The sequence below is a fragment of the Mycoplasma sp. 10961 genome, from assembly GCF_055523525.1.
This window is the reverse complement of sequence record NZ_JBVFVD010000001.1, coordinates 584940-610153: the sequence shown is the minus strand read 5'-3', so window position 1 is coordinate 610153 and position 25214 is coordinate 584940. Positions and strand designations below refer to the sequence as shown.

The window sequence follows — 25214 nt, the reverse complement described above, 5'->3', positions numbered from 1 at the left end:
TATATATGCTTTATGATTATCTGATTTATATTATGTTAAAATATAAATATGACGAAAATTACAAAAAAAATAACCAAAGCACTAACTTTAGCTTCTTTAAGTATTGGTGCGATACCTTTTATTGCACTTAGTTGCTCTAAAGAACCTGAACAAAAACCAAAACCAGCACCATTACCTAAGCCTCAACCAGACCCTAATCCCCCTTCTGTATCAAACCCTGAGCCATCTAACCCGCAAAAAAATGATCCAGGTACTGGAAAAACTCCTGACCAAGAAAAACCGGTCAAAGGTTCAACTCAATATCAAGAACCCAAAACTCCTAATACAACAACAAATGAGGAATCTTTAAACATGTATGAACTTTGGGATCATGCTGACATTGGGGCAACATTTGATAAATTATTAGATGAATATAAAGCAAAGAAAAATGTTGATAAATTCCTAAAGGAAATGCAAAACTATGGTCCAAATTCAAATACTGAAAATAATTATTATCTTTCAGTTCGTGGGTCTGGCGGAAAACCTGAAACCGCTATTTTAAAATTAAAAGAAGGATTTGATCACACAAAACATAAAGGGACTGTTCCCGATAAAAAGGAAAGATGATTTGCAGCAGAATTTAATGAAACTACAAGAGAACTAAAAATAACTTATAAATATGATCAAAAAGAGTATACTGATACAATAGTTATTCCTGTTGCTAAAAATCCATCAACAACAGATAAGCAAGAAGATACACAGCAAGGGTCTAACTCAGTTAATAATAAAGACGCCAACACAACAGGATCTAAGAATTTAAATAAGGAACAATTATTATCTAAGCATAATGAAAACATAAATAAATATAATTTAATTTATGATAATTCTAATAATTACTATGCTTCATTAGATGGAAAAACTGGGCAAGATTTACTCAATGCTCTTATTAGTTTGCAAGCTTCTCATTTAACAAATTTAAATACTAAAAGTTATGACGGTTTAAAATCATTTTATGATCAATATAATGCCTTTAAAGATACTTATTTTGAAAATAATAATTCAATTCTAGATGTTTATTCAGAAAATCCAAATGGTAATGATCCTTATGAGTACTTGACATATAGAGATAATGCTAATGCAAGTGCAAGCAATGAGGGAGGAGGCTTAAATCGTGAACACTTAATTCCGCAATCATGGTTTAATAAAGTTGCTCCAACAGTTCATGATGCACATTTTGTATGACCTTCTGATATTAAGGTAAATGCATTAAGAGCTAATTATCCACATGGAAATGTAAGTACTACTAGAACCACCACACAAAATGGTTCAAAATTAGGAACTGATGCTAATTCTAAGACTGTTTTTGAACCAGTAGATGCATTTAAAGGAGATATTGCAAGGGCTTACTTTTACTTTATGATAACACACAAAGATAAATTAGTAGCAAGCCAATCACATATCTTTACAAACTCATATTCATCTGATGCTCCATACATACAAAAAGATTATTTTAATTATTATTTAGAATGAGATATTACCGATTATGTAACAAAGTGAGATATTATCCGTAATAACGAAACATATAAATATCAACAAAACCGTAATCCATTTATTGATTATCCTGATTTAATTCTTAAGATAATTGGAGATGATAAAACACCATTTACTAATAGAGGAATATTAACAGATATTCAAGATAAATAATTTACATAAAATTAACGACAACTTTTAGAAGTTGTCGTTAATTATTTGTTTTATTTAAAGTACTTATAAAATTGTTGCGAAATACTTCAATAGCGGGCTGTTCAAAAGGATTAAGGCCTAATAAATAAGCGTGCATAACTAAAGAATTATGAAAAAAAGTGAATAAAGCCCCTAAGGTTTGTTCATTATATGAATCAAATTTTAATAAAAATGTGGGTGTATTATTTTTTGTATCGTAAATATCATATTTTAAGATATCATATGTTGGTTCTAACACGATTTTTTGTTCAAGATTATTTAAATAATTTAATAAATCATATTTTTTATGGCTCGTGTTGATTATTAACGAATTAAGTGGATTATTACATATTAACATAGTTTGAAAAAATATTTTATTTTTTTGGTTTTTGTCTTTTTGCGAATTTTCGTTATTATAATAATTAACATTGGGCCAAGTGCCTTTGCCTTCTTTACCTAATGAATTGGCTATTAGTTGCTGAATTCAAGAGGTAAATGATTTAAGTCTTGGTTCTGGATATATAATTTTTTCAATTAAATAATTTTGTTCTGTATTTAAAAAATGACGCGAAGCAGCATATAAATATGCCTGGTTTTGGGTAAGTTTAGGATTATCTAATTCTTCTTGCATATGTGCTGCAGATTTAAGCATTAAAGCGACATCAACTCCTGCACACATTAATGGGAAAATACCAACAGTAGTAAAGATAGAATAAAATGTTGGTGTTTTATCTGGTATTTTAAAGCTTGTATAATTATTTTTTACGGAATATTTAAATAACTGCCCTTGTTCATTTTCAGAAATTGTTACTACATAAGAAGAAGCATTAGTTTCTTCTTTTTTTGTTAAGATATTATGGACTTCTTTAAAGTTAAATAATGTTTCAATAGTATTTCCTGAATGAGAGATTACAATAATGGCAAATTTTGTTTCATTTACCAAAGACAACTTATGAATTAATTCATCTGTTGATAAATCACTTGATAGGAACAATAACTTTATATCTGGTTCATTATATGTATAATCTTGAAACATAAAATCATAGGCTGCTTTAATTCCAAGAGTTAATTCATTTGCACCAATAACTATAACAGTTTTAACACCATTTCTTTTTCATTCTTGAGCCTTACCGTGCATTTTTAAAAAAGGGTCTTTATCATAATTACTTGGGTAATTTAATCATTTTAAAGACTCTATTTTTGCGTTATTTTGTTTTTTTATTTCATAATGGATTTGTGAAATCTTATATTCAAGATATTCTAAATCTTTTAAGGGTCTTAAATGAGAATTTGTAACATCTAATTCAAGTTTTTCCATATTTCCTCACTATAATGTTTAATTTAATATATTATAATGAAATTCAAATAGATATTTATAAATTTTTAGCTTTTTCACCTAAAATGTGGCATTTACGGCAACGAGCTTCATATTCGCTATCTCCAAGCATATTTAATTCTTGGTTATTTTCCTTGCGGAAACTAAAGGCTGCATCTGATTTACATACTATGCAAACAGCTTTAAGTTTTTTAACTTCGTCTGCAATTGCTAAAAGGCCAGGAGTTACACCAAATGGACGGCGCAAAAAATCCATATCCAAACCACTTGCTGTTACTCTAACTCCATTTAAAACTAAATGGTCAATAACTTCAAAAATGCCCTCATCTAAGAAGTTAATTTCATCAATTGCAACACTTTTATATTTCGTATTTCAATGATCCAAGATTTCTTTAGATTTTTTAATTACGATAGCTGGGGTTTGTGCTCCAGTTCGGCTTACTACTTTTTGGGCATCAAAACGTGTGTCAAAAGACGGTTTAAAAACTAAGGTTTTAATTTCGACTATTTCAAGGATTTTAATTCGTTTTAATAATTCTTCTGTTTTTCCTGAAAACATTGGTCCAGTAATTAATTCTAAAGTTCCTTCTGGTTTTTTTAATCTCATTATGTTTTCCTCCATATTTTTAAGTTAGGCATATATCTTACCACCAAATTAAAAATAGAGTACAAAATAATGAAAAAACTTATAACGTCAATATGACTAAGTAGGAAATAACTTAATTTATTTGTTTTCTTATTTTTTTTGCTAAAATAAACACCTAATAAATACAGAATAGGCAGGTAATAATTATGTTAATTGGAATCAGCGGAATGATTAGTAGTGGCAAAAGCACTTTAACTACTAAATTGCACAAGCATTATAAATCTTCATTAATGCTTGAAGAATATGACCAAGATAATGTGGTATTTAATCAGTTTTTAGAATGGTTATACCAAAAACAACCAAATTTAACAATGTCATTTCAAACATATGTTGTTGAAAATCATACAACTAAATTAAATGAGTTAATTGCTAAATTTAAAGAACTTGGTAAAAATTACAAAAACGATCATATATTTTTAGATCGTTTTAGCATTGAACATTACATTTTTGCAAATGTAAATTTAAGGCCAAAAGGAGAATTATATTTAAAAGGGTACGACGCCTTATTTGAAAACTTAATTACAGATCAAGAAACTCCTCATTTAGCTATTTATTTAGATGTGAGTTATGAAACTTTTGAAAAGAGGCTTTTTGAACGTGGGCGAGCAGTTGAAATAGATAATTATCACTCTAATAAAAGTTACTTTGAAACTTTATATAACTTTTATAAAGAATCATTTGAAAACCAAGCTAAAAAATATAATTTAAATTATGTAATAATTGATACAAATAACTTAACTGAACAAGAAGTTTTTGAAAGAGCAATTCAAATAATTGATAATTTTGATCAAAGCAAGGTGGTTATTTAATTATGGTTATTGCAATTAGTGGCATGATTGGTTCAGGTAAAAGCACCCTAGCAACTAAATTAAGTAAACATTATCAAAACTCTCACTTAGTTGAAGAATTTGCTAATGATGATCCTGTTTTTAATTGTTTTTTAAAATGATTATATGAAAAAGAGCCCAATATTGATATTGCTTTTCAATCGTATATTATTGAGTCATTAACGGATACATTTTTAAAAGAGGAAGCAACATTTTTAGATAAATTCAAAGATCATAAAAATGGTTTTATGATTTTAGACCGCTTTAACATTGAACATTATATTTTTGCTGTTATCACTTTAGAGAAAAAAGATCCGAAATATCTTAAGGCTTTTGATGCAATGTTTAAATATATTGTAGATAGTAATTTAAACCCAGATCTAGCAATTTATTTAGATGCAAATTATGATACTATCAAGGATCGAATTTTAAGAAGAGGACGCAGCGTTGAAATAGATAATTATGATGCAAATGAAACATATTTTCAAAGACTTCACGAGTTATATAAACCATTATTTATTAAGTTATGTGAGTTTTATAAAATCCCATATAAAATTGTAAATACGAATAATAAAAGTGATTGAACTGTTTTAGATGAGGTTACTCAAATAATTGATGAATGGGGAACTACAGAACTAAAACAAAAACCTAGTTGCTTAGGCAATTAGGTTTTTAATGTTTGATTTTTAAGTAATAATATGTATTAAGTAGTGAGTTAAGTTTTTCGCTAACGCCAGAAACACGTTTATGGGTTATAATTCCTTCTTGGTCTTTTACTTCGTAGATATTAATAGCTTTTTGGTTATAGGTATTATCATCATTAATGAAATAGTTCCGTTTGACTAGTTGATAATCAGCGATGTTACTTGGTGTATAGTTGACAAACCCAAAGTTTTCTAAATTTTGGTATTTTTCTAATAATAATTTGTTAAAAGCTTCATTATCAAAATCAATATGTGAGAATAAATAGGCTATTTTATTGATAAATTCTTCAGCTTTAAGAGTAGCAGAATCATCTAGAAATGATTCAAAGATCACCTTATAAATTTGGTTTTCCCTTAGCTTATTAGATACAAAATCATTGAATTTTGCCAAATCACTATCTTCAAGTTCCTTATCTAAAGTTTGGGCATAAAGTTCTACTAATTCGGTTTTAAAATTGTTAAATGCAGTTTCGCTATAATTGTTAGGTAAATCTAATGAGTTAAAACTTTGAATAAATTTATCTCTAAAAGCAACATTTAAATATTCATCATATAAGTTACGCATGACTGTTGTTGAATTGTTTGCAGTGTAAGGAGCTTCGATATTAGCATAGATTGTTTCTCTTAGTGTTTTATATAAAGTATTTTCTGTGCTTACTGATAAATTATTTGCAACAACTAATCCATCTACTAAAAGTATGTTTTCACGAAACTTATGCACTTGAACAGTTCCATCTGGAATTGGTATTTGATTACCTCGTTCATCAGTAGTTAATAATTCATTATCTTCTGAATAGTAAGCGTCCAATGCATCGCCATTATACATTAAAGCGGCATTTACATCTTTTCGTGTAACATCTAATAACGTTCTCAAAACTTCGAGACCATCCCCATTAAATGAAAAGATATCACTTTCGATAGGTTTACCAGTTGAATGCTTAATTAAATTTAAAAAACTATTTACTAAATCTTGATAATTTTCACTAGTAGTTATTTGTCCATATTTTGACTTAAGTTCATTATTTTCAATATGATATGGTGATCCATAAAGCATGTTGACACGTACCGCATCAGTAATTAAAAGATTTTCATAACCATTTTTAGTTGTTGTATTTAAGATATTAAAAAGGGAATTATATGCTGTTTGCATTTCTAAATTATTTAAATCACTATTTTTAATTAACTCAGAATAATTATCTTTTAATTTTTGTTCAAAATCTTCAATTGGTTTTTTAGTGTTTTTTAAAGGATTAATTGCAATTACACCATCTTGTTGATAATAAGGCACAAAATATTCTCAAAGGTGTTTTGGTTCAGCATATGGGTTATTATTTGCATCATGAGTTAATTCAACATCATAGCTTTCTAAATGTTTAAAGACAGTAGGTGTATATATTTTTTGTAAGATATTTTTTAATTCTTGTTTTGACTTAATTGGTTCTTTAAGATCTAACAGTTTTTCAAAATTAATTTTTTGAATAAATCCACGTTTAATTAAATCAATAACTTGAAAATCACTTCCTATACCCGCAATTGCTTTGTTATTGTTTAATGCAATCGTAAATTCATCTACTTCGTTAAATTCTTTATAATCAAAATCTTTATTAATGCGATCTTCGTTTGGCTTACTAATGTATGATTTATAATTAAAAAATGCAGGCCTAAATGGATAATTAATTTTAAGTCCAACAAATAAAGCAATAATTATCCCGAAAATAATACTTAAGGTTATAATAAAAATTTTTTTTATATTTTTATATTGAAAAAAATTTTGTGTGTGTTCCATCATTCTCCATATTTAATATTTATCTTAAGTTACTCTAAAATTTTTACAATATTTTAATATATTTTTATATTTCTAAAAATAAAAAAAGAAAATGTTTTTTGGAAAAGTCACATGCGAGATATTAACAAAATAATTGTCTTTTAATTTTAACATAAATTTTACATAAAAAATGTATGCGAAAACAGAAAACACGCGAGTGTTTTCTCGTCGGTTTTGCTTACTTTTGCCAAAAGTAAGGCCTCTTTGATTGCAATCAAAGGCGGGGGATTAAAAAAGTTTTTAGGTTATCTTATATTGCCTTACAACTTGCCGATAGTTATTTATTTTATCCATAATATAATCAATTTCTTGCTGAGAGTATTTATCTAGACTTTTTCCTTTGGGAATGTAATACCTAATTAAGCGGTGCATATTTTCTATTGAACCTTTTTGTCATGAACTATATGGTTGGCATTTAAATAGTCTTTCAGTTGGAATAACCTGGTGCAATAAGACATTTTCACTACCATTATCAACTGTTAAAGTTTTAATGTCTAAGTTGTGTTTCTTGATTAGTTTGACAAGAGTTTGTTTTATAGCTTTGGAGTTGCGTTTTGAAAGCATAGCATAAGACATTCTGGTTTGCCGTTCAATTATGGTTACAATACAATATGTATCATTGATTTTACCAATAACGGTGTCTAATTCAAAATGGCCGTGTTCAGAGCGATCATTAATATAAGCTGGAGGTTTTGAAATTTCTGTTGCATATTTTAATGTTTTAGGTTTGGTTTGCTTATTCTTCCTTATGCCATATTTTCCTTCAGATTTTTTAACAATATGGTCAAATTCAAGGAAATAAGGGTATTTTTTGATTATTTTATAAATTGTACTAGGTGAAGGAGCAAATTCATCAGGGGATATTTTTTTTAAAAGAATTCACAAGATAGGTAACTGATTTCTTAACTTCTTTTTGCTGCAAATTCTTTTTATTTCTATTTTTATTGTATGTATTAAGCTCACTATACCAATATTTTCTGTAGGCCTTTCATTTCTCTTTAATTGCATCACTTACAAAAAAGAGTCGCGAAAATGAATAACCTAATAAATGTTCGTATAGCTTTGAAAAATTAAGGGTTTTAACACGCATTACTCTTTTTGAGCACTTAGGACAAACATAGCGATTTTGTTTATCTAAACTAAGTGGTCTGCGATTTGTAATAATTCGGATTTTACTTTTTATACTTCGAATGTCTCTATCAAAAATCTTGGCTACTTCTTGGATTGAGAAGCCTTCAGAAAATTCTTGTAAAATATTATAAAGTTGTTCTAGATCGATTTGATCTGATCGTAATTTTCGATGCGACTCAAGAGCTCCTTGCATTTTCAAGATAGTGTTGTAATTCTCTTCAATTTTAAAATGTTGATATTTATTTTCTTTTCGATATTTGTCAAAAACATAAATATATTTTTCTAAATTTTTCATATAATTTTAAAGTCTCCTTTATTTTTTGAAAAATTATTAATACAACTATTTTATTACAAGGCAGACAAAAACAATGTCACATGCAAAAAATCTTGCATGTGACATTTCCAATTAATATAAAAAAAAGAAAATATTTTTTAAATATTTTCTTTGGTATCGATAAGCCGTGTTCTGTACATTATAAATGCGCTGATAATTTATCTAATATGCATTAAATGCATATTCTTCGAAATTGTTCATTTTCTATTCGAAGTTCCCCTACCAAATTTGGGTTTCTAGCTCATGGAGTTTACCCGTTTCACAATTCTCGTCTCTGTGGCACTAGTCGTTTGAACTTAAGCTTCTTAGGCTTAACATGAACACTACCAACATCGCAGCTGGTGCTAGCACGGACTTTCCTCTACTATTTTTGGTTAAATAGCAGCTATCAGCTGATACTTTAATAATAATACCATAAATAATTTGTTTTGTAAACAATGTTATATAATTAATTTATGAATAAAAATATTGTATTTTCGATTAAAAAACATTATCAAAAGATTTTTTCAATTATATTTATATTAATTTTGATAATTAATACTTTATATTCTTTTGATTATAAAACATGAATATGAACAGGGGAAATTTCAACTTGAAAAAAAATAATTGGTATCAGTGTTTCGTTATCGGCTATTTTAGGAGTTTTATCAGTTATCTTTTTTGCTTTGCATAAAAATATTGCCTATTTATTAGGAATTTCAAATGCAATTTTATATGCATTGTTTGCTTTTTCATGAGGTTTAGCAATAGATGGTTTTATTAATTTTATAATTTATATTCCAATTATGTTGGCAACATGATATAAAACAACCCGTATTAAAAATCAAAATAAATTATTTGAATCATTTCGCTCTAATATATATTCAACATCATTTTTTATTATTTTAACAATTTGTTTAACAGTAATTTTTTATTATTCAAATCCCGAAGTAAACAAACTAGTAGTTAAGTTGTTGGGTGAAGAAAAGGTCGAAAGATACGGTAGCAATTTTAATTATTTTATTGCAGGCAATATTTTAATATCATTAATTAATGCTTTATCAGTAGTTGCCTTAACAATGATGGTTATGGGCTTTAGAGATTCATGAATAATTTGAATTATTAAAAATATTTTCTCATTCATCTTTTTTGGTGGAATTGGATTTATTAACATTACAACTTTATTAATAAATATTATTTACATGATTCTTTCAATACATTTATTTTTCATTACAACTAATAAAAAAACAATTTCTGTAGCTTTTAGTGGTTGGTATGGTATAAATGATTTTAAAGATTTTTTTGATAAGAATGGTTTTACAGTATTTAAACCTGAACTTGTTAATACAAACATAAACAATCTTAGAATATATCGCAACCTCCTTAGCGAACTACTTAAAATTGTAAAAAAATCGCAATTTAATGATAGAATTATTTTTAATTATTACTTGCTTGATGCAATTTTATTGCTTGACAAAATTGAAATTAATAATTTCAGTGATAAAATAAAAGTAATATTTTTAAAAAACAAATACAAAATTTCGCTTGCTATGCAGAAAAAGTTAGATATTATGTTTGTTTGGTCTTCTTCAAAAAATTATTTATCTTACAAAAATAAAAGATTTTGAAATTCTTTTTTCAAAGAAGTTTTATATCTTGATGAAACAGATATTAACAATATTATTATAAATAAACTCAGTGAATTATTGCAAGAGGAACAATTAACAAATTTTAAAAAAATATTTTCAAGAAATAAACAATAAAAATAGCGGTAATCTACAATACAGATTGCCGCTATTTAAAATCTTTAAAATTCAATAACCAATCTCTATAATATTTATATTGTTTTTGTCTAAGATTTATTTCAGCTGGTAAACCATTAGTTAAATCGTTTGTTAAGTCAGAGAAATTATCTAGTATTTGAACAATTTTGTTTTGGAGTGCAAGGGGAGGGATAGGAATATCTAAATTATAAATATCATTAGTTCTTAAGTTTGGTATAGCACCAATAGCTTGTTTTTGTAGTTTTAATTCACTATTTTTTAAAACATAGTAAAGATATTTATGATTAATATTATTGCTAATATCAGTTATAACAAATAAACAATCACCTGCTCAGAAGTTTTGATGTTGTCAAGAAACAAACCCAGCGGATCCTACTCTTGCAATAGTTATTTTATTTTCATTATAGTTGTATGAGTCTCAAAAACCAACCGGAGAAGTTCCTCCATTTATTACTGGATAACCATTATTTTTTAATTTGCTTTTTAATAGTTGTTTTCCTTGTGTGCATTTTGCAATATCACCAAGTTTTTTGAAGATTATAAAAGTATTTATAGAACTATTTTTATCAAACCCAAAGACATATTCAAATAATTTGGCTAATCCTGAATTATCTTCTCTCTCTCTCTCTCTCTCTCTCTCTCAATATCATTAATATTAAATGATAATAAGAGATCTCTATAATATTCATATTGTTTTTGTCTTAAAAATATTTCAGAAGGCAGTCCAATTTTGAGATCATGACAAATTTGCTCAAAGTTGTCTAAGACTTCTGCAATGCGGTTTTGGACTGGAAGGGGTGGAAGGGGAATTTTAATACCAGCCATAACATTACTCATAAGTTTGGCATTACCCATTCCGATATTTACGTGTTCTTTTGTACGAATGGATAATGCATAATATAGGTATTTTATATTATCATTTGTTTTAAGATCTAATAATCCACAAATATTAGTAATATTAAATTTACCATTACGATAAAATACAGTTCCAGCATGTGCTCCGTCTGTGGTCCAAGTAATATATTCTCCATCGTATTGATATTTATTAATTTTACCAAGTTCCCCATTATTTTCAGTTTGTGATGAATATACTGGATATTCTCCTGGGTTATCTCTAATATAATCTTTAGAGATAACGATTCCTCTACTTAGTTTAAATAATTGATCAATTCTTTTATACTCAATATTAACTTTTGAATCATCAAAAGTTAATAATTTATCCCGGTAATATTCATATTGTTGCTTACGGTATTTAAGTTCTGTGGTAAGTTCTGTGGTAAGTTCTGTGGTAAGTTCTGTGGTAAGTTCTGTGGTAAGTTCTGTGGTAAGTTCTGTGGTAAGTTCTGTGGTAAGTTCTGTGAAATTATCAAGAATTTTAACAATTTCATCCTGGATCGCGCGAGGAGGGAGAGGTATTAAGATTTCCAAGATCTTTGTCATCTCAGGGTGTTTAATACCAGCACCCCGATAATAAGAACTTATTAAGTCAAGTTTATTAAGAAGAACATAGTATACATACTTAATATTTATTTTATCTGGATCATTTGATTTTCCAATTAAATTACCACCAGTTATGAATTTGCCATTGTAATATTGTACAATTGCATTTCCTGCTGTAGGTATGCAAATGATCTCTGCTTCGCTTATATACTGTTTTATATCATCTTCATTAGCATATAAATCACTTTGGTTAGTAGTTAATATTTTAATTGTTCCTTCATTACTTGCTAAATCTTTTAGTTCATTAGCACTAAAATATTTTTTGTATTTATAAATATGTTTTTGTTTATATGATTCAACATCTTGAAACTTTTTGTTTCAAGATGTTATTTCTCATAACGGTTTATACTCAACACCACCTGGACATAATTCTTTAATTAAGTTTTCTAATCTATTCATAATCTTTCCTTTAATATTATAATAATTTAATTTTAGCAGAAAATAGTCATATTTATACTGCATATTATTGTTTATAACTGCCACATAGTTTTTTTAATTTGTAAAAACCGAAACCACAAAAACAAAATATTTGCAAAAACAAGGACCAAGTTTTTTTTTTTGATATAATTTTTATGCTATTAAATGAATAGCAACAGAAAATTTTATTTTTATACATTTATGATAGTAAATTTTGTATTAAATATTAAATGCATAATTTACATTGAAAGGAATTTATGACAAAAACAACTATTTCAAAATTTTTTTTCTTAAAAAAGCAACTCATAGTGGGGTGTTTTTCTGCCGCGTTAGTGGGTACTCCCTTAGTTTTTGCTTCTGCTTTTAGCATTAACCAAAAGCAAATACAAGACGAAATTAACATACCAAAATCAAGCATTAATATATCTCAAAAGTTAAAAGATATATTAACTGAATTTGTGTTTACCAATAATTCTAATTCTGAATTATCTCCAGAAATAGAAAATTTAGTAAAAGATTTAATGGAACAATCAATGGATGTGAATGTTTCTAAAGAAGAGTCAAGAAAGGCTTCCCTTTCTTTAATTCGTGAAACAAAAGAAAACTTTAAAGATAAGGAAGTCTTAGAAGAAGCATGATACCACTGATTTCCAATGGCCTTCTGAAAAAGTGCATACTATGCTTTAAATAGTATTGATGCGTTTTTAGGTTTAATAGGATCGCTATTTTCGCATCTACCATTATCGCTAGATGCCTTAGAAGCTTATGGTTATTATGCTATGGGAAATCTTCCTGCTGCGACCAAGAAAACAGCTTGAATATCAGCTAAATTAATTGTTTCGATGAATGCAAACAATACAAAAGTCGATTCAACAATATCTAACAGTGCACTACTTGATACAATTGAAAAGATGTCAGATGCAACATCATTTTTAGAAATAATAACAACTTATTTAAAATCGTTGGCTTCTAACACTGCATTTTATTATTTAAATAATCAATTCCAAAGTGTTATAAATAGTCTAAGAAGTAGTTTAAACATTTCAAAGTTAAAAGCTTGGGCTAATTATCTGTACTACAGTAGATTATATTGAGGTAATTAATGAAATTACTTAAATCTAAAAGAATTGGAAAAATTATTGTTAGTTTATCGGCAACTAGTATTCTTCCAGTTGTTGTATCTTGCTCAAATAACAGTTCTGATATTAATGCTTTTATAAAATCATACAATGATAATGAAGCAAAACATTCATCAGTTTTTGAAACAATTATTAAAGTTCCAGGTCGGGGAGATGTTTTAAGTTCATATTTGAGTTTTACATCTACTTTTCTTACAAAAGAAAATAATATGGCATACTTTATAGCAAGTAGGCCAAATATAGATACTATTAATCAAAAAGAGGTAGAAATAACTCTAGTGAATACAAATCTGTTACCCACTCATTCTCCAACGTATTATTTTGGTGGTAAAGTGAAATTTAATGTTATACACTCTGCAGATAATTATTTTATTTATTCATTGGATGAAAAACAATTATCAACAGATATTTCGAAAAAACCAATTGATGTACGTTGAACCTTATCGCAACCCTTATTAAAAGAACTGCAGCCACAACATAACCTAATTGGTGGTTTTGATGCTATTGACGGAACGGCGCTTCAAAATGACAAGATTATTTCATATACACCAATTCATAGCAATTCACTTTTATATAGACAGCCCTTATTTAGTGTATTTAATATCTTAAAATCAATTGTTAGTCCTACTTCTGAGGTAAAATCAAAGAAAGCTAATGAGTTAGTGTATACAAATCCTGCTTTTATTAACAATCAATTTTTTGGTAGTCCACTATTTTATGACAAGAAAATAGTTGGTATATTAACTAAATATAAAAATAATGAAACTAATCAAAATCAAACCCATTCAGTAACATTCCATCTCTTTACACAAAATGAAATTTCAAATATCAAAAAAGCAATAAACGATGCAAAACTAAAAGGAGGCAATGGTGCTTAATAAGATAAAATTTAAGAATTATATTTTGACAGACACAAAGTACAAATTTGTTTTCTTACTAGCTGCCTTAACAATTCTAAAGATTATTCTTGGAATTATTATATTCACAAGTCTAAATCCTACAAGCCTAGAACCAGATTATTTTGCTGGTGATAGAGTTCTAAGGTACCCAGAAGGATATATTGAGCTAGTAAACACAAATGAAAATTGGCTGCAAGCAGCTAATTTGCCTACTGATAACCCAACTTTATTATTCTTATTTGCTATAATTATAGGTATATCATCTTTAATTATAAGAATTACATTAGCTGTTAAATTAAGAAATGATGCAAGGTTTACTGTTTCTGGGTTTAGTTTAAGTCTTTACAGAACTCTACTTATTTGTTGGCCAACGTTAGGTATTGTTAAATTAATATCTAAATCTTACTCATTAGGTACAGGATGAACTGTTGAACAACTAATTAAAAAATGGAAAATACTCAATATTACTCGTGATACAATGGCTGTTTTACTTGGTATGGGTGTAGTTATATTGGGAATTTGAATAATAAAAACAACTTATGCACTTACCGGAGGAAATCCTGGTATTAGTGGTGCTTCGTTTGCGTTGTTTGTAATTATCTTAATTATTGCATTAGTTTTATTTATAGTATTTGTTGCACTACTTCCTGTAGTTTTAATTAGTGCTTATTCTGCTGAAGTTTATAACGAAATTAGAATTAAAACACAAAGTAGTTGAACTGTGGCTGGTTTTGTATTTTTCATGCCATTTCCTTTCATAAAAGCATATTATAATATTGAAAAACTTAAAAAACAATTAAAAGATGAAGAACAAGAAATTGAAAATACTGAAATTACAAACAAGTTATTTTACAGTGATTCAATTTTCAAAACTTCATGACATATTTTTTCTTTTGTTTCATTAATATTTGCCATTATTATAGCAATTTCAAAAATTTCAGGTTTAAATCATTCAGTTTTAGACATGCTAATAATTTGATGAATCTTTGCATCATTTGGTTTCTATCTTGTATATACAGTTCCAAGATATATCTCAAGTTTTGTATTAATTAAAAAACAAAAAAATAGCATAAAAGCTTTATATATTTTAGATATTTTTATACCTATTGTATCTATATATAATATAATTAAATACCGGAAAGAGCATAAATTCTTAGTATAAAATAAACAACTTCCTTATTTTAATGGGGAAGTTGTTTTTAACTAATAGTCATTTTGAAAATCATCTAAAGATTTCTATATCAGATATATTTCATTAAATAAAAAATATAATAATATATTTTTTTGTAATTACTACTTTTTTGGTTATCAGACAACTTAAAAATTTATTCCAATAAATAACACAAGCATATAATTTTAAACAACAATGATAAATTATATTTGTCATGATATTGTTTAGTTAGTTATTTATTTTTAATGAATTAGTAATTGCTGAAACAATTGTATTACTAAATAGTTTAAAGAATGGGGTTAGTTTACCATTATTAATTTTTTTACCCAAGTAAATTCCTATAATATTGTCTTTATATATTAGTGGTGAGCCAGAAGCTCCACTATTGTATTCAATGTCTTTGACAAATAACAAATTTGGTTCTAAAAATTCACTTTCTTTTTCCTTAAGGTAAAAAAATAAATTATGTGAACTTTGATTAAAATTATCATCTAACAATGTTACAAAACCAAGGCTATACAAAAAGTTTATTTGAGTTATTTTATTTTCAAAATAATTAAAATTTAAATTTTTAGTTATCGTTATATTATCAAATTCATATGTTTTATTTATTGTGAATATAGCAATATCTTCATCTTTATTATCATAAATAATAGTTATTTTAGAATTTAAATTTATTTCTTTTTTTATGTCATAAAACTGTATTAATTTAACTGATAAGTTGTACTCTTTAGATTCATTTATATTTAATGCTTTAAATGAATGTGATGTGGTTAAGAAAATCAATTCATCTGCATCTTCTTTAATTAATGTACTTGTAAATGTAGTTTTGATTTGATTATTATTGTAAATATTTACGTTAAATACGTTTTTCTTGACATCATTAATTTGATTTGCAGTAATTATATTTGAGGAACAAGATATTGTGGTAGTGAAGCAAAAAACACTAGTGGTAAAAAACATAAAAATATTTCTAATTTTTACTTTTTTCATACTTATATATTATATATGTAATTGAGAAATTATAGTAAGAATTTCTCGCTGTGTTAATAAACTTATTTCTGTTCTAATTTCTAATCTATATCAAAATGAAAAGAAGCCGATAATAATGATTTTGGAGATAAAATATAAGAATTATAATTTTATATTTAAATATAGTTTCCAACTGGAATATCTATTTATAATATTCTTCAGCATTGATAATAATAAGCATTTTTGGTTTAAAATGTACCAATCTTCTAATATTTTAGAGCGGATTCACTTGTGTTGTCTTTAAGGATCTTTAAAACTCTGTTATAATAAATATATAAAAAATTATTCAATTATCTAGAAGAAAGTTATTAATCATATTTATGGGATTTACAAAAAGAAAATTTTATTATTTAAGTATTTTATGTAGTCTTGGAATTTCTTTTCCAATAATTTTTACTGCCACAAAACCAATAACTCAAAATCAGGTTCAATCTGAAATTAAGCTAGATTCGGGTTCTATTGATGAAGCACAAAAACTAAAGGATTATTTAATTACTATTGTTTTTGAAAATAACGATAATAATAAAGAGGTGTTTAATATAATTGAAGATATTGTCAAATCGTTGATAGAAGCAAAAACTAAGAGTATGATATCAAATGAAGTAGCACACTTAGCTACATTAACCCTTATACAGGAAACCAAAAGAACGTTTAAAGATAAGATTGTTCTTGAAGAAGCTTGATACCACTGATTCCCATTGGCTTTTTGAAAGGGGGTTTATACTGCTGCTCTTTTAATTCATTTAATTAATTGAAATGTTTACGTAGGTGGTGAAATTGTCAAACATGCTGCACCATTATCTATAGACTTTGCTGAAATGTATATGAAATATAAAACTGGGGATATGAAGAGCCTGTCATTAAAAGTTGCACTTGTAATAGTTAAATTATTGGTGGCACTAAATAAAGGTGAATCAAGACTTGTTGATGATATTGCATCAAGTGTTATTTTTGACACAATTCAAAACAGTATAAATAAAGGTGATGCAAGTAGTCTTGTTTTCTCAATTTTAAAATCTCTTAATTTAATATTGTTCCTTGATCAAGTAAAGTTAAATAAAAATGTTGATATAGTTGTAAATACTATTACACAACAACTTACTACTGCATATGACACCTTGAAATTTAAATCTTTTATGAAATATATGTATTACAAAGCTTTATATGAAGGAAAATAAAATATGTATATAAAAAGATTTATAAAAAAAATATCACTAGTAGCAATGCCTGCCATTTCTTTCCTTTCTGTTAGCACAGCATGCACTAAGAGTGATATTGTTGGACTACGAGAAAATGAGAGAGTTTACAAAGAAAATAAGGAAAAGCATGATTCAATTTTTGAAACTATTTTACAATTGCCTAATTCAAATCCAAAAGATATTAATTCATATAAAACATTTACGCAACTTTTTTAACAAGAAATGATGATAATTATTACTTTTTAACTAGTAGAAATGATTTAAATGATATTAATCAAAATGAACTAAATATAAGTCTTGCAACTTTGAAGACAAATAATCCAAAACCTTTTTACTTCTTAAGTGGTAAAACTCAATTTAATATAGTTTTAAGTGCCGATCATTATTTGGTTTATTCAATCCAAAAAACAAACTTATCAAGCAATTGAAATAATAGAGTTATTAAGGCTCCAAACCATGGTAGTTCACCTTTTTTATACGAAATAAGTCAAAATAATGCTCAATTAGAAATAAATCCGGACAGAAAAGTTAACATGTAAATGTTAGCTTTTCTGTTACCATTCGTTGGTACCAACGAAGAATTTTTTTGAAAGGATAAATTATGTCAAGACATTTAAAGAAAGAAGAATTTGCAAAAATATATGAAGAATATCAAAAATCAGGTTTCCCAGGTGCTTTCCAAGCTATTTACCAAATATCACCAGAAACAAAAAACTTACAAAGAAATAGTGTAAAAGTTAGAATTAATAAAATAATTAAGTATTATAATTTAGGTATGGAAGACTTATTGCAGACAAAGAAAGGTGAAAGCCGCAAAAAAGGAAGCGGCAAACCTAAGACGAAAAGAGAACCAAATTGAGATATTTTTGATCGTGATGATTTGTTACAAATAGCTAAAAGATATTATGAAATTACCAACGAATTACCTAAAAGTAAGAAAGTTATTGAATCTAAAAGTTTTAGTATAAGTTATGTTAAGCTTGCAGAAGTTTTTGGCATTTCTAGACAAACAATTTCTAAAACTCAAAATATTAAAATTGCACAAAAACTCCCTAAATATAGTGATGTAATCGAAAAATCGTTCGCAGAAACAAAGTCAAGATATGGAAGGTTAAAACTAAGTGTTTACATATCTAAAAAATACAAAATAGATATAAACGAACGTTCATTAGGGAGATATATGAACCTTTTAGGCCTAAAATGTAAGCTTAGACAAAAATCAAAACGAAAAGAAATTAAAAACCTATCTACTCAGATTGATAACTTCGTAAATCGTGATTATAATGATCAAAACAATCGAAATATTTATGCAACTGATGTTTCATATATAAAAGCGCCAAAAGATGTGTTAGAATCACACGTTTATTTGTCTGCAATTTTGTCTCATAAAACTAAACAAATTATTGGTTTTAAATTATCAAAAAGTAATAATCTAGAACTAGTTTTAGACAATTTAAATTCATTAAAGCAATACAAATCCAAAAATTTTATCATTCACTCAGATCATGGCTTTCAATATACACATCATCAATATATTAAAGAAGTTAAAAATCTTGTTGGTATTATTTCGTTATCAAGAGTGGGAAATTCTCTAGATAATCGAGAAATTGAATATTGGTTTGGAATCATTAAAACTGAATTATTAAATGATTTAGATTATTCAAAAATAACATTTAATGAACTTAATGATATGATACAAGAATATGTAATTTGGTACAACAATGACCGAATTCAATCAAACTTAAACTGAAAAACTCCACAGCAATTTGCTATGGAATTATAAATAACTAAAATGTTAAATTTTGCTGTCCATGTTTAAAACCTTAAATTTTGCTAATACTTCCAAGATATCTAAAAATGATATTTTATCATATACACCAATAGATAATCATATGCTTGTAACTTCCCAGGCTTCTTTTGTAAATTCTAAAACTTTTAATTCGTTTAAATCAATTATTTCATCTTTATCAGAAGAGGTTGCTAGAACTGCAGATAAACTATCATATAAAAACCTTTCTTATATTAGTAATCAATTCTTAGGTAGTCCATTATTCTATAATAAAAATATTATTGGTGTTTTGAGTTCATATAAAAATACTAAAAATAACCATGTAACAATGAATATAGTTGATTTTTATATATTTACAGAGCAGGATATTAAAAATATAAAAAATGCAATAAATATGGATGGGTATAATGTTCGCGAAATTTAAATTTAAGAATAATGTATTGTCTGAGCAAAACTATAAACTCCTTTATAAAATTGCTTATATTATATTATTTCAAATTTTAGTGTTTATTATTATGCTTATAGTTTTTGGTTTTAGTGATATTTTATCATCTTTAGATACTGATTCTGTAGTGCTTGAACACCCTGAGGGTTATGCATCGTTTTGAGAAGGAGAAAGCCATTCTAGCGGTTCAATTTTCACAAGCATATGATTTTATCTTTTGTTAATTTCTGCACCGTATTCTTTTTCTGTAATATTAAGAAAGAGTTTAGTGCCTAAGTTGCAAAAAGATGAATATTTTATCGCCTCAAAATTATCATTTAAATTATATAAGTTTTTGATTTTTTTCTGGCCCTCTATAGCAGTTGCTAAATTGTTAATAAAATCATATTTTCCACCTAAAACATTGACTACCAAGCAATTGATAAAGAAATGAAAAATTATAAATGGAATAAGAGATGTCGTTTTAATTCTTAATTTAATAATTTTAATAACATTAATTATTCACTCATTTAGTTCAGTTTGGGGCACTTTTCTTGAATTTTCTTCTGATTGGAAAAGTTTTCTTTTAAGTATTCGCAACCATAATTTATTTATATCATTATGTATTTTTGCATCAATTCATCTTCCTTTTATTTTTATTTCATCTTATTCAGCGGATTTGTATAATGAAATATTACATAAAGAAAATAAGCAATGGACTCAGGTCGCTGGTGTCTTTTTTACCTTTTTTATATATATTAAAGGTTGAAAAAATATATTTCAATTATCAAAAGAATTAAAGAAAATTGAAGATGAATTAATTAACAAAGAAATTACATTTAAAGCATTTTATATAGAAACAATATATAAATTAATATGACAAGTTATCGGAATTTTATTAATTGCTTTAGCTTTTATATTTTATAAAGACTCTGCTTGGATTTTTGCGAATTTTTCAATGAAATCCGTTATGTTCTATATTTTGTTTTGTTTATTTCTAACATATCTAGTATATTTTTCGGCGCGTTATATATCGAACTTTATTGTATCAACTAGCGAAGATTTAAAACCAATATACAAATTACTTTATTTCATTGATTTATTAATTCCTATTATGTCTGTATACAATATATTAAAATATAGAAAAGCAAAACAATTATTTTTAGGTTAACTTACATTAACTTATTTATTTAAAATTCCTTCTAAAACTTAAAATTTTAGAAGGAATTTTATTATATTTCAACGGATTAAAGTTCTTTATTATAAAATAATAAATATATATATCAAAATTAAAGTATAATTTATTAATAATTAAGCAAAATTATTGAATTTTAATTAACTTTACATAACCATAAGTAAATTTGATTCAATGCAATAATTACGATAACAATTATTTAAAGGAGCATATTAATGACTAAAACAAAAATAAAAACGTTAATATATAAATCTTTTGCACTTATTGGAGCAATAACTCCAGTAATGACCTTTTCTGCCTCTTGTTCTTATATTACTTTTAATGAAAGAAAACTTAATGAGCGCCATTATGAAGAAAATAGAAACAAAAATAATTCAGTTTTCGAAACCATTATAAGAGCAAAAAATGGTAATGAGGAATCATATAAAACATTCACATCTACATATTTAAATAATAATAACGGAAAACTTTATTTTATAACAAGTAGAAGTGACTTAAAAGATTTAAATCAAAAAGAAGTGGATATAAGCCTCTCGACATTAATAGATCTTCTCGCTCGACCTGCATTTTTCTTTTATGCAACAACTAAGTTTGACGTAGTTTTAAGCACTGATGATTATCTTGTTTTTTCACTTTATAGCTTTAGTTTATCTAATGATTGAGATAATAGGACTATCAAGGCCCCAGGGCATGGTAACAACCCAATTTTTGAACAATTAAATCAACGTAATGAACTACTGGACTCGCTTTCTTCAATGGGTGCTGCAAACATTGAGAAAAAACATGCAATATCATATACCCCAATCCAAAGCACTTCTATTTTACACGACCAAAGACTTTTTATTGACTTTATTAAACATAATTCAATTGTTAATTTTGGATCAGAGGAAATTTCAAAATCAAGCAATAATATTACATACAAAAATATCTCATATATAAACAATCAATTTTTAGGATCACCCTTATATTATGATAAAAAAATTGTTGGAATTTTATCTTCATATAAAAATTATGAAAGTGACAAAAAGCCCACCCATACTGTAAATTTTTATATTTTTAATGATCAAGATATTAAAAATATAAAAAAGGCAACAAATAACTAGGAGAATTATGAAAGAAAAACTTAAATTCAAAAATTTACTTTTAACAAGTAATAATTATAAATTACTTTATATTATTAGTTTCTTTATCATAATAAAGATAATAGCATATTTAGTATTATTTATCCACTTAGGATTTCTCGATGCTTTCTTTTCTTCATCAGGGGCTGAAACAAAAGTTTTAATTAATCCTGAAGGTTATTTAACCTTTAGTGAAAGTGAATTACCAGTTAAGGAAACTGGATTAGATTTAAAAACCTTAATTTATGGTGGGATATTACTTTTATCAATGTTTCTATCACTAATATTTAGAAGCCAATTATCAAAGGGTTTAAACAAGGATGTTTATTTTCATGCTTCAAACTTAAATTTAAAAATATATCGTATTTTATTTCTATTTCATCCAATTTTAGCAATTGTTAAATTAATCTCAAAATCTTATAATATTAATCGTACTTTTACAACTAAAGAATTAATTAAAAAATGAAGAATTATTAATTCTTTCCGTGACACCTTTGGAATTTTATTTGCATTAATGCTGGTTGGGATATTTGTAATAGTGGGTACAAATTCTATATATGTAATATCAGATCATTACTCCACAAACATAATATATAATATAATGTTATCTATATTAGTTCCTACTATATTAGTTGGTGGGTCAATTATAGTAATTATCTCTTATCCTTTTATGTATATTTCAGCTTGTTCTGCAGAACTATATAACGAAATAATTGTTAAAGAAAACAAGCAGTGGAAAAAATCTCCCTACTTATTTTTTGCAAGCTTCCCCTACATTGTAGCTTGATCAAATGTAAATAATTTAGCAAAGGAAATAAAAGATAGAGAACAAGAATCAAATGATATCAATATTACAAAACATATGCTTTATTTAGAAACTATTTATAAATTAATTTGGCATGTATTTGGATTTTTATCTTTTATATTAGCTTTTGGTGTGTTTTATAATCAAATAGTTTTATTTCAATATTTTGATTTAAACCATCTTTTCTTTATCATTCTTATAGTTTTCTTTAGTATTTATTTAATTAGATTTATTCCTAATTATATTTCTGTTTTTTTCTTGCTAGATTTTAAAGAACCTAAAATAAAACTTCTTTATTTCATTGATTTGGTTATCCCGATAGTTTCAATTCGTAATATTTTAAATTATCGTAAGAATAAAGTAATTTTTGGAGTAAAGGAAGTTTAAAAAGTTTTCAATTATTTTAAAATAAGATAACAACATTTGCATTAATAGCAAATTATTAATTGGAAATGTCACATGCAAGTTTTTTTGCATGTGACATTGTTTTTGTCTGCCTTGTAATAAAATAGTTGTATTAATAATTTTTAAAAAATGAAAGGAGACTTTAAAATTATATGAAAAATTTAGAAAAATATATTTGTGTTTTTGACAAATATCGAAAAGAAAATAAATATCAACATTTTAAAATCGAAGAGAATTACAACACTATCTTGAAAATGCAAGGAGCTCTTGGGACACAACGAAAATTACGATCAGATCAAATCGATCTAGAACAACTTTATAATATTTTACAAGAACTTTCTGATGGCTTCTCAATCCAAGAAGTAGCCAAGATTTTTGATAGAGACATTCGAAGTATAAAAAGCAAAATCGAAATTATTACAAATCGCAGACCACTTAGTTTAGATAAACAAAATCGCTATGTTTGTCCTAAGTGTTCAAAAAGAGTAATGCGTGTTAAAACCCTTAATTTTACCAAGTTATACGAACATTTATTAGGCTATTCATTTTCGCGACTCTTTTTTGTAAGTGATGCAATTAAAGAGAAATGAAAGGCCTACAGAAAATATTGGTATAGTGAACTTAATACATACAATAAAAATAGAAATAAAAAGAATTTGCAGCAAAAAGAAGTTAAGAAATCAGTTACCTATCTTGTGAATTCTTTTAAAAAATTATCACCTGATGAATTTGCTCCTTCGCCTAGTACAATTTATAAAATAATTAAAAAATACCCTTATTTCCTTGATTTTGACCATATTGTTAAAAAATCTGAAGGCAAATATGGCATAAGGAAGCAAAAGCAAACCAAACCTAAAACATTAAAATATGCTACAGAAATTTCAAAACGTCCAGCTTATATTAATGATCGCTTGGAACATGGCCATTTTGAATTAGACACCGTTATTGGTAAAATCAATGATACATATTGTATTGTGACCATAATTGAACGGCAAACCAGAATGTCTTATGCTATGCTCTCAAAATGCAACTCCAAAGCTATAAAACAAACTCTTCTAAAACTAATCAAGAAACATAACTTAGAGATTAAAACTTTAACAGTTGATAATGGTAGTGAAAATGTCTTATTGCACCAGGTAATTCCAACTGAAAGATTATTTAAATGCCAACCATATAGTTCATGACAAAAAGGTTCAATAGAAAATATGCACCGCTTAATTAGGTATTACATTCCCAAAGGAAAAAGCTTAGATAAATACTCTCAGCAAGAAATTGATTATATGATGGAAAAAATAAATAACTATCGGCAAGTTGTCCGGCAATATAAGATAACCTAAAATTTTTTTAATCCCCCGCCTTTGATTGCAATCAAAGGGGCCTTACTTTTGACAAAAGTAAGCAAAACCGACGAGAAAACACTGCCGTGTTTTCTGTTTTCTCATACATTTTTTTATCTAAAAATTATGTTAAAATTGAAAAACAATTATTTTGTTAATATTTTGCAAGTGACTTTTCCAAAAAACAATTAATAGCAAATGTTGTTTTTTAGATAAAATATGTTAAAATTAAAACATAATTATTTTGTTAATATTTCGCGCGTGACTTTTCAAAAAAACATAAAAATTAAAAAATCTTTTAATATTTAAAAAATATAGTATAATAATAAAGCATTTTTGCAAATGGCACTATAGCCAAATGGCCAAGGCATGGGTCTGCAAAACCTTGAGTACGGGTTCGAATCCCGTTAGTGCCTCCATTTAAGTTTATATGCGTCCGTAGCTCAATTGGACAGAGTGTTAGGTTACGGCCCTAAAGGTTGCGGGTTCGACTCCTGCCGGGCGCGCCAATTTA

Annotated in this window: 24 protein-coding genes, 2 tRNA genes and 1 other RNA gene; 18 read left to right on the top strand and 9 right to left on the bottom strand. The window is 26.6% G+C overall.

Going from position 1 to position 25214, the window contains the following annotated elements; genetic code table 4:
• Window positions 1-48 precede the first annotated feature (48 nt).
• Complete coding sequence (locus AC0B4T_RS02605) at window positions 49-1683, top strand: endonuclease (protein ID WP_465103014.1); 1635 nt, start codon at window positions 49-51, stop codon at window positions 1681-1683.
• 37 nt (window positions 1684-1720) lie between these two features.
• Here the strand turns inward: AC0B4T_RS02605 and AC0B4T_RS02600 are convergent, their stop codons facing one another.
• Together AC0B4T_RS02600 and AC0B4T_RS02595 are read right to left on the bottom strand one after the other, a co-directional pair.
• Window positions 1721-3019: a glucose-6-phosphate isomerase gene (locus AC0B4T_RS02600; protein ID WP_465103013.1), complete on the bottom strand. Its 1299-nt coding sequence runs from the start codon at window positions 3017-3019 to the stop codon at window positions 1721-1723.
• A 55-nt stretch (window positions 3020-3074) separates the two neighbouring features.
• On the bottom strand, window positions 3075-3644 hold the full coding sequence (locus tag AC0B4T_RS02595) for a thymidine kinase (protein WP_465103012.1): 570 nt from the start codon (window positions 3642-3644) through the stop codon (window positions 3075-3077).
• 185 nt (window positions 3645-3829) lie between these two features.
• Here AC0B4T_RS02595 and AC0B4T_RS02590 point away from each other — a divergent pair, with 185 nt between their 5' ends.
• Together AC0B4T_RS02590 and AC0B4T_RS02585 are read left to right on the top strand one after the other, a co-directional pair.
• Window positions 3830-4492, top strand: a complete 663-nt coding sequence (locus AC0B4T_RS02590; RefSeq protein ID WP_465103011.1) for a deoxynucleoside kinase — start codon at window positions 3830-3832, stop codon at window positions 4490-4492.
• 2 nt (window positions 4493-4494) lie between these two features.
• On the top strand, window positions 4495-5178 hold the full coding sequence (locus tag AC0B4T_RS02585; protein ID WP_465103010.1) for a deoxynucleoside kinase: 684 nt from the start codon (window positions 4495-4497) through the stop codon (window positions 5176-5178).
• Window positions 5179-5182: 4 nt separating this feature from the next.
• On the opposite strand, the gene AC0B4T_RS02580 is transcribed toward AC0B4T_RS02585, so the two are convergent.
• The 4 genes from AC0B4T_RS02580 to rnpB all read right to left on the bottom strand — a co-directional run bounded on the left by AC0B4T_RS02580 (window position 5183) and on the right by rnpB (window position 8904).
• On the bottom strand, window positions 5183-7000 hold the full coding sequence (locus AC0B4T_RS02580) for a hypothetical protein (RefSeq protein WP_465103009.1): 1818 nt from the start codon (window positions 6998-7000) through the stop codon (window positions 5183-5185).
• 279 nt (window positions 7001-7279) lie between these two features.
• On the bottom strand, window positions 7280-7924 hold the full coding sequence (locus AC0B4T_RS02575; protein WP_465103008.1) for an IS30 family transposase: 645 nt from the start codon (window positions 7922-7924) through the stop codon (window positions 7280-7282).
• Window positions 7872-8465 (bottom strand): hypothetical protein, encoded by a 594-nt coding sequence (locus AC0B4T_RS02570; protein WP_465103007.1) that lies wholly within the window; start codon window positions 8463-8465, stop codon window positions 7872-7874. The genes AC0B4T_RS02575 and AC0B4T_RS02570 overlap by 53 nt, the downstream gene beginning before the upstream one ends.
• A gap of 155 nt (window positions 8466-8620) precedes the next feature.
• An RNA gene (gene rnpB, locus AC0B4T_RS02565) (RNase P RNA component class B) lies at window positions 8621-8904 on the bottom strand.
• A 55-nt stretch (window positions 8905-8959) separates the two neighbouring features.
• Here rnpB and pnuC point away from each other — a divergent pair.
• A complete protein-coding gene (gene pnuC, locus AC0B4T_RS02560; RefSeq protein WP_465103006.1) occupies window positions 8960-10246 on the top strand; it encodes a nicotinamide riboside transporter PnuC in 1287 nt (428 codons plus the stop codon).
• Between the two features lie 31 nt (window positions 10247-10277).
• On the opposite strand, the gene AC0B4T_RS02555 is transcribed toward pnuC, so the two are convergent.
• Window positions 10278-10577: a restriction endonuclease subunit S gene (locus tag AC0B4T_RS02555; RefSeq protein WP_465103278.1), complete on the bottom strand. Its 300-nt coding sequence runs from the start codon at window positions 10575-10577 to the stop codon at window positions 10278-10280.
• 287 nt (window positions 10578-10864) lie between these two features.
• Window positions 10865-12166: a restriction endonuclease subunit S gene (locus tag AC0B4T_RS02550; protein ID WP_465103005.1), complete on the bottom strand. Its 1302-nt coding sequence runs from the start codon at window positions 12164-12166 to the stop codon at window positions 10865-10867.
• 350 nt (window positions 12167-12516) lie between these two features.
• Here AC0B4T_RS02550 and AC0B4T_RS02545 point away from each other — a divergent pair, with 350 nt between their 5' ends.
• The 3 genes from AC0B4T_RS02545 to AC0B4T_RS02535 are packed head-to-tail and all read left to right on the top strand — an operon-like array spanning window position 12517 to window position 15384.
• Window positions 12517-13287 carry a hypothetical protein gene (locus tag AC0B4T_RS02545; RefSeq protein WP_465103004.1) on the top strand — a complete coding sequence of 257 codons (771 nt, stop codon included), beginning with the start codon at window positions 12517-12519 and terminating at the stop codon, window positions 13285-13287.
• Window positions 13287-14201: a hypothetical protein gene (locus AC0B4T_RS02540; RefSeq protein ID WP_465103003.1), complete on the top strand. Its 915-nt coding sequence runs from the start codon at window positions 13287-13289 to the stop codon at window positions 14199-14201. Before AC0B4T_RS02545 ends, AC0B4T_RS02540 begins: the two co-directional genes overlap by 1 nt.
• On the top strand, window positions 14191-15384 hold the full coding sequence (locus AC0B4T_RS02535) for a hypothetical protein (protein ID WP_465103002.1): 1194 nt from the start codon (window positions 14191-14193) through the stop codon (window positions 15382-15384). The genes AC0B4T_RS02540 and AC0B4T_RS02535 overlap by 11 nt, the downstream gene beginning before the upstream one ends.
• Before the next feature lie 237 nt (window positions 15385-15621).
• On the opposite strand, the gene AC0B4T_RS02530 is transcribed toward AC0B4T_RS02535, so the two are convergent.
• The gene (locus tag AC0B4T_RS02530; protein ID WP_465103001.1) at window positions 15622-16386 is read right to left on the bottom strand and encodes a hypothetical protein; all 765 of its coding nucleotides are present in this window, start codon (window positions 16384-16386) and stop codon (window positions 15622-15624) included.
• A 359-nt stretch (window positions 16387-16745) separates the two neighbouring features.
• Between AC0B4T_RS02530 and AC0B4T_RS02525 the strand changes: the two genes are divergently transcribed.
• The 11 genes from AC0B4T_RS02525 to AC0B4T_RS02475 all read left to right on the top strand — a co-directional run bounded on the left by AC0B4T_RS02525 (window position 16746) and on the right by AC0B4T_RS02475 (window position 25209).
• Complete coding sequence (locus tag AC0B4T_RS02525) at window positions 16746-17603, top strand: hypothetical protein (RefSeq protein ID WP_465103000.1); 858 nt, start codon at window positions 16746-16748, stop codon at window positions 17601-17603.
• Between the two features lie 3 nt (window positions 17604-17606).
• Window positions 17607-17840 carry a hypothetical protein gene (locus tag AC0B4T_RS02520; protein WP_465102999.1) on the top strand — a complete coding sequence of 78 codons (234 nt, stop codon included), beginning with the start codon at window positions 17607-17609 and terminating at the stop codon, window positions 17838-17840.
• Window positions 17841-17929: 89 nt separating this feature from the next.
• A complete protein-coding gene (locus AC0B4T_RS02515) occupies window positions 17930-18163 on the top strand; it encodes a hypothetical protein (protein ID WP_465102998.1) in 234 nt (77 codons plus the stop codon).
• 62 nt (window positions 18164-18225) lie between these two features.
• Window positions 18226-19407 (top strand): IS3 family transposase, encoded by a 1182-nt coding sequence (locus tag AC0B4T_RS02510; protein ID WP_465102997.1) that lies wholly within the window; start codon window positions 18226-18228, stop codon window positions 19405-19407.
• A 28-nt stretch (window positions 19408-19435) separates the two neighbouring features.
• A complete protein-coding gene (locus AC0B4T_RS02505; protein ID WP_465102996.1) occupies window positions 19436-19837 on the top strand; it encodes a hypothetical protein in 402 nt (133 codons plus the stop codon).
• 91 nt (window positions 19838-19928) lie between these two features.
• On the top strand, window positions 19929-21008 hold the full coding sequence (locus tag AC0B4T_RS02500) for a hypothetical protein (protein WP_465102995.1): 1080 nt from the start codon (window positions 19929-19931) through the stop codon (window positions 21006-21008).
• Window positions 21009-21247: 239 nt separating this feature from the next.
• Window positions 21248-22135 carry a hypothetical protein gene (locus AC0B4T_RS02495; RefSeq protein ID WP_465102994.1) on the top strand — a complete coding sequence of 296 codons (888 nt, stop codon included), beginning with the start codon at window positions 21248-21250 and terminating at the stop codon, window positions 22133-22135.
• A 7-nt stretch (window positions 22136-22142) separates the two neighbouring features.
• Window positions 22143-23345, top strand: a complete 1203-nt coding sequence (locus tag AC0B4T_RS02490; RefSeq protein WP_465102993.1) for a hypothetical protein — start codon at window positions 22143-22145, stop codon at window positions 23343-23345.
• Between the two features lie 170 nt (window positions 23346-23515).
• Window positions 23516-24700: an IS30 family transposase gene (locus tag AC0B4T_RS02485; protein ID WP_465102992.1), complete on the top strand. Its 1185-nt coding sequence runs from the start codon at window positions 23516-23518 to the stop codon at window positions 24698-24700.
• Window positions 24701-25044: 344 nt separating this feature from the next.
• A tRNA-Cys gene (locus AC0B4T_RS02480) sits at window positions 25045-25119 on the top strand.
• 13 nt (window positions 25120-25132) lie between these two features.
• A tRNA-Arg gene (locus tag AC0B4T_RS02475) sits at window positions 25133-25209 on the top strand.
• The last annotated feature ends 5 nt before the right edge of the window (window positions 25210-25214 follow it).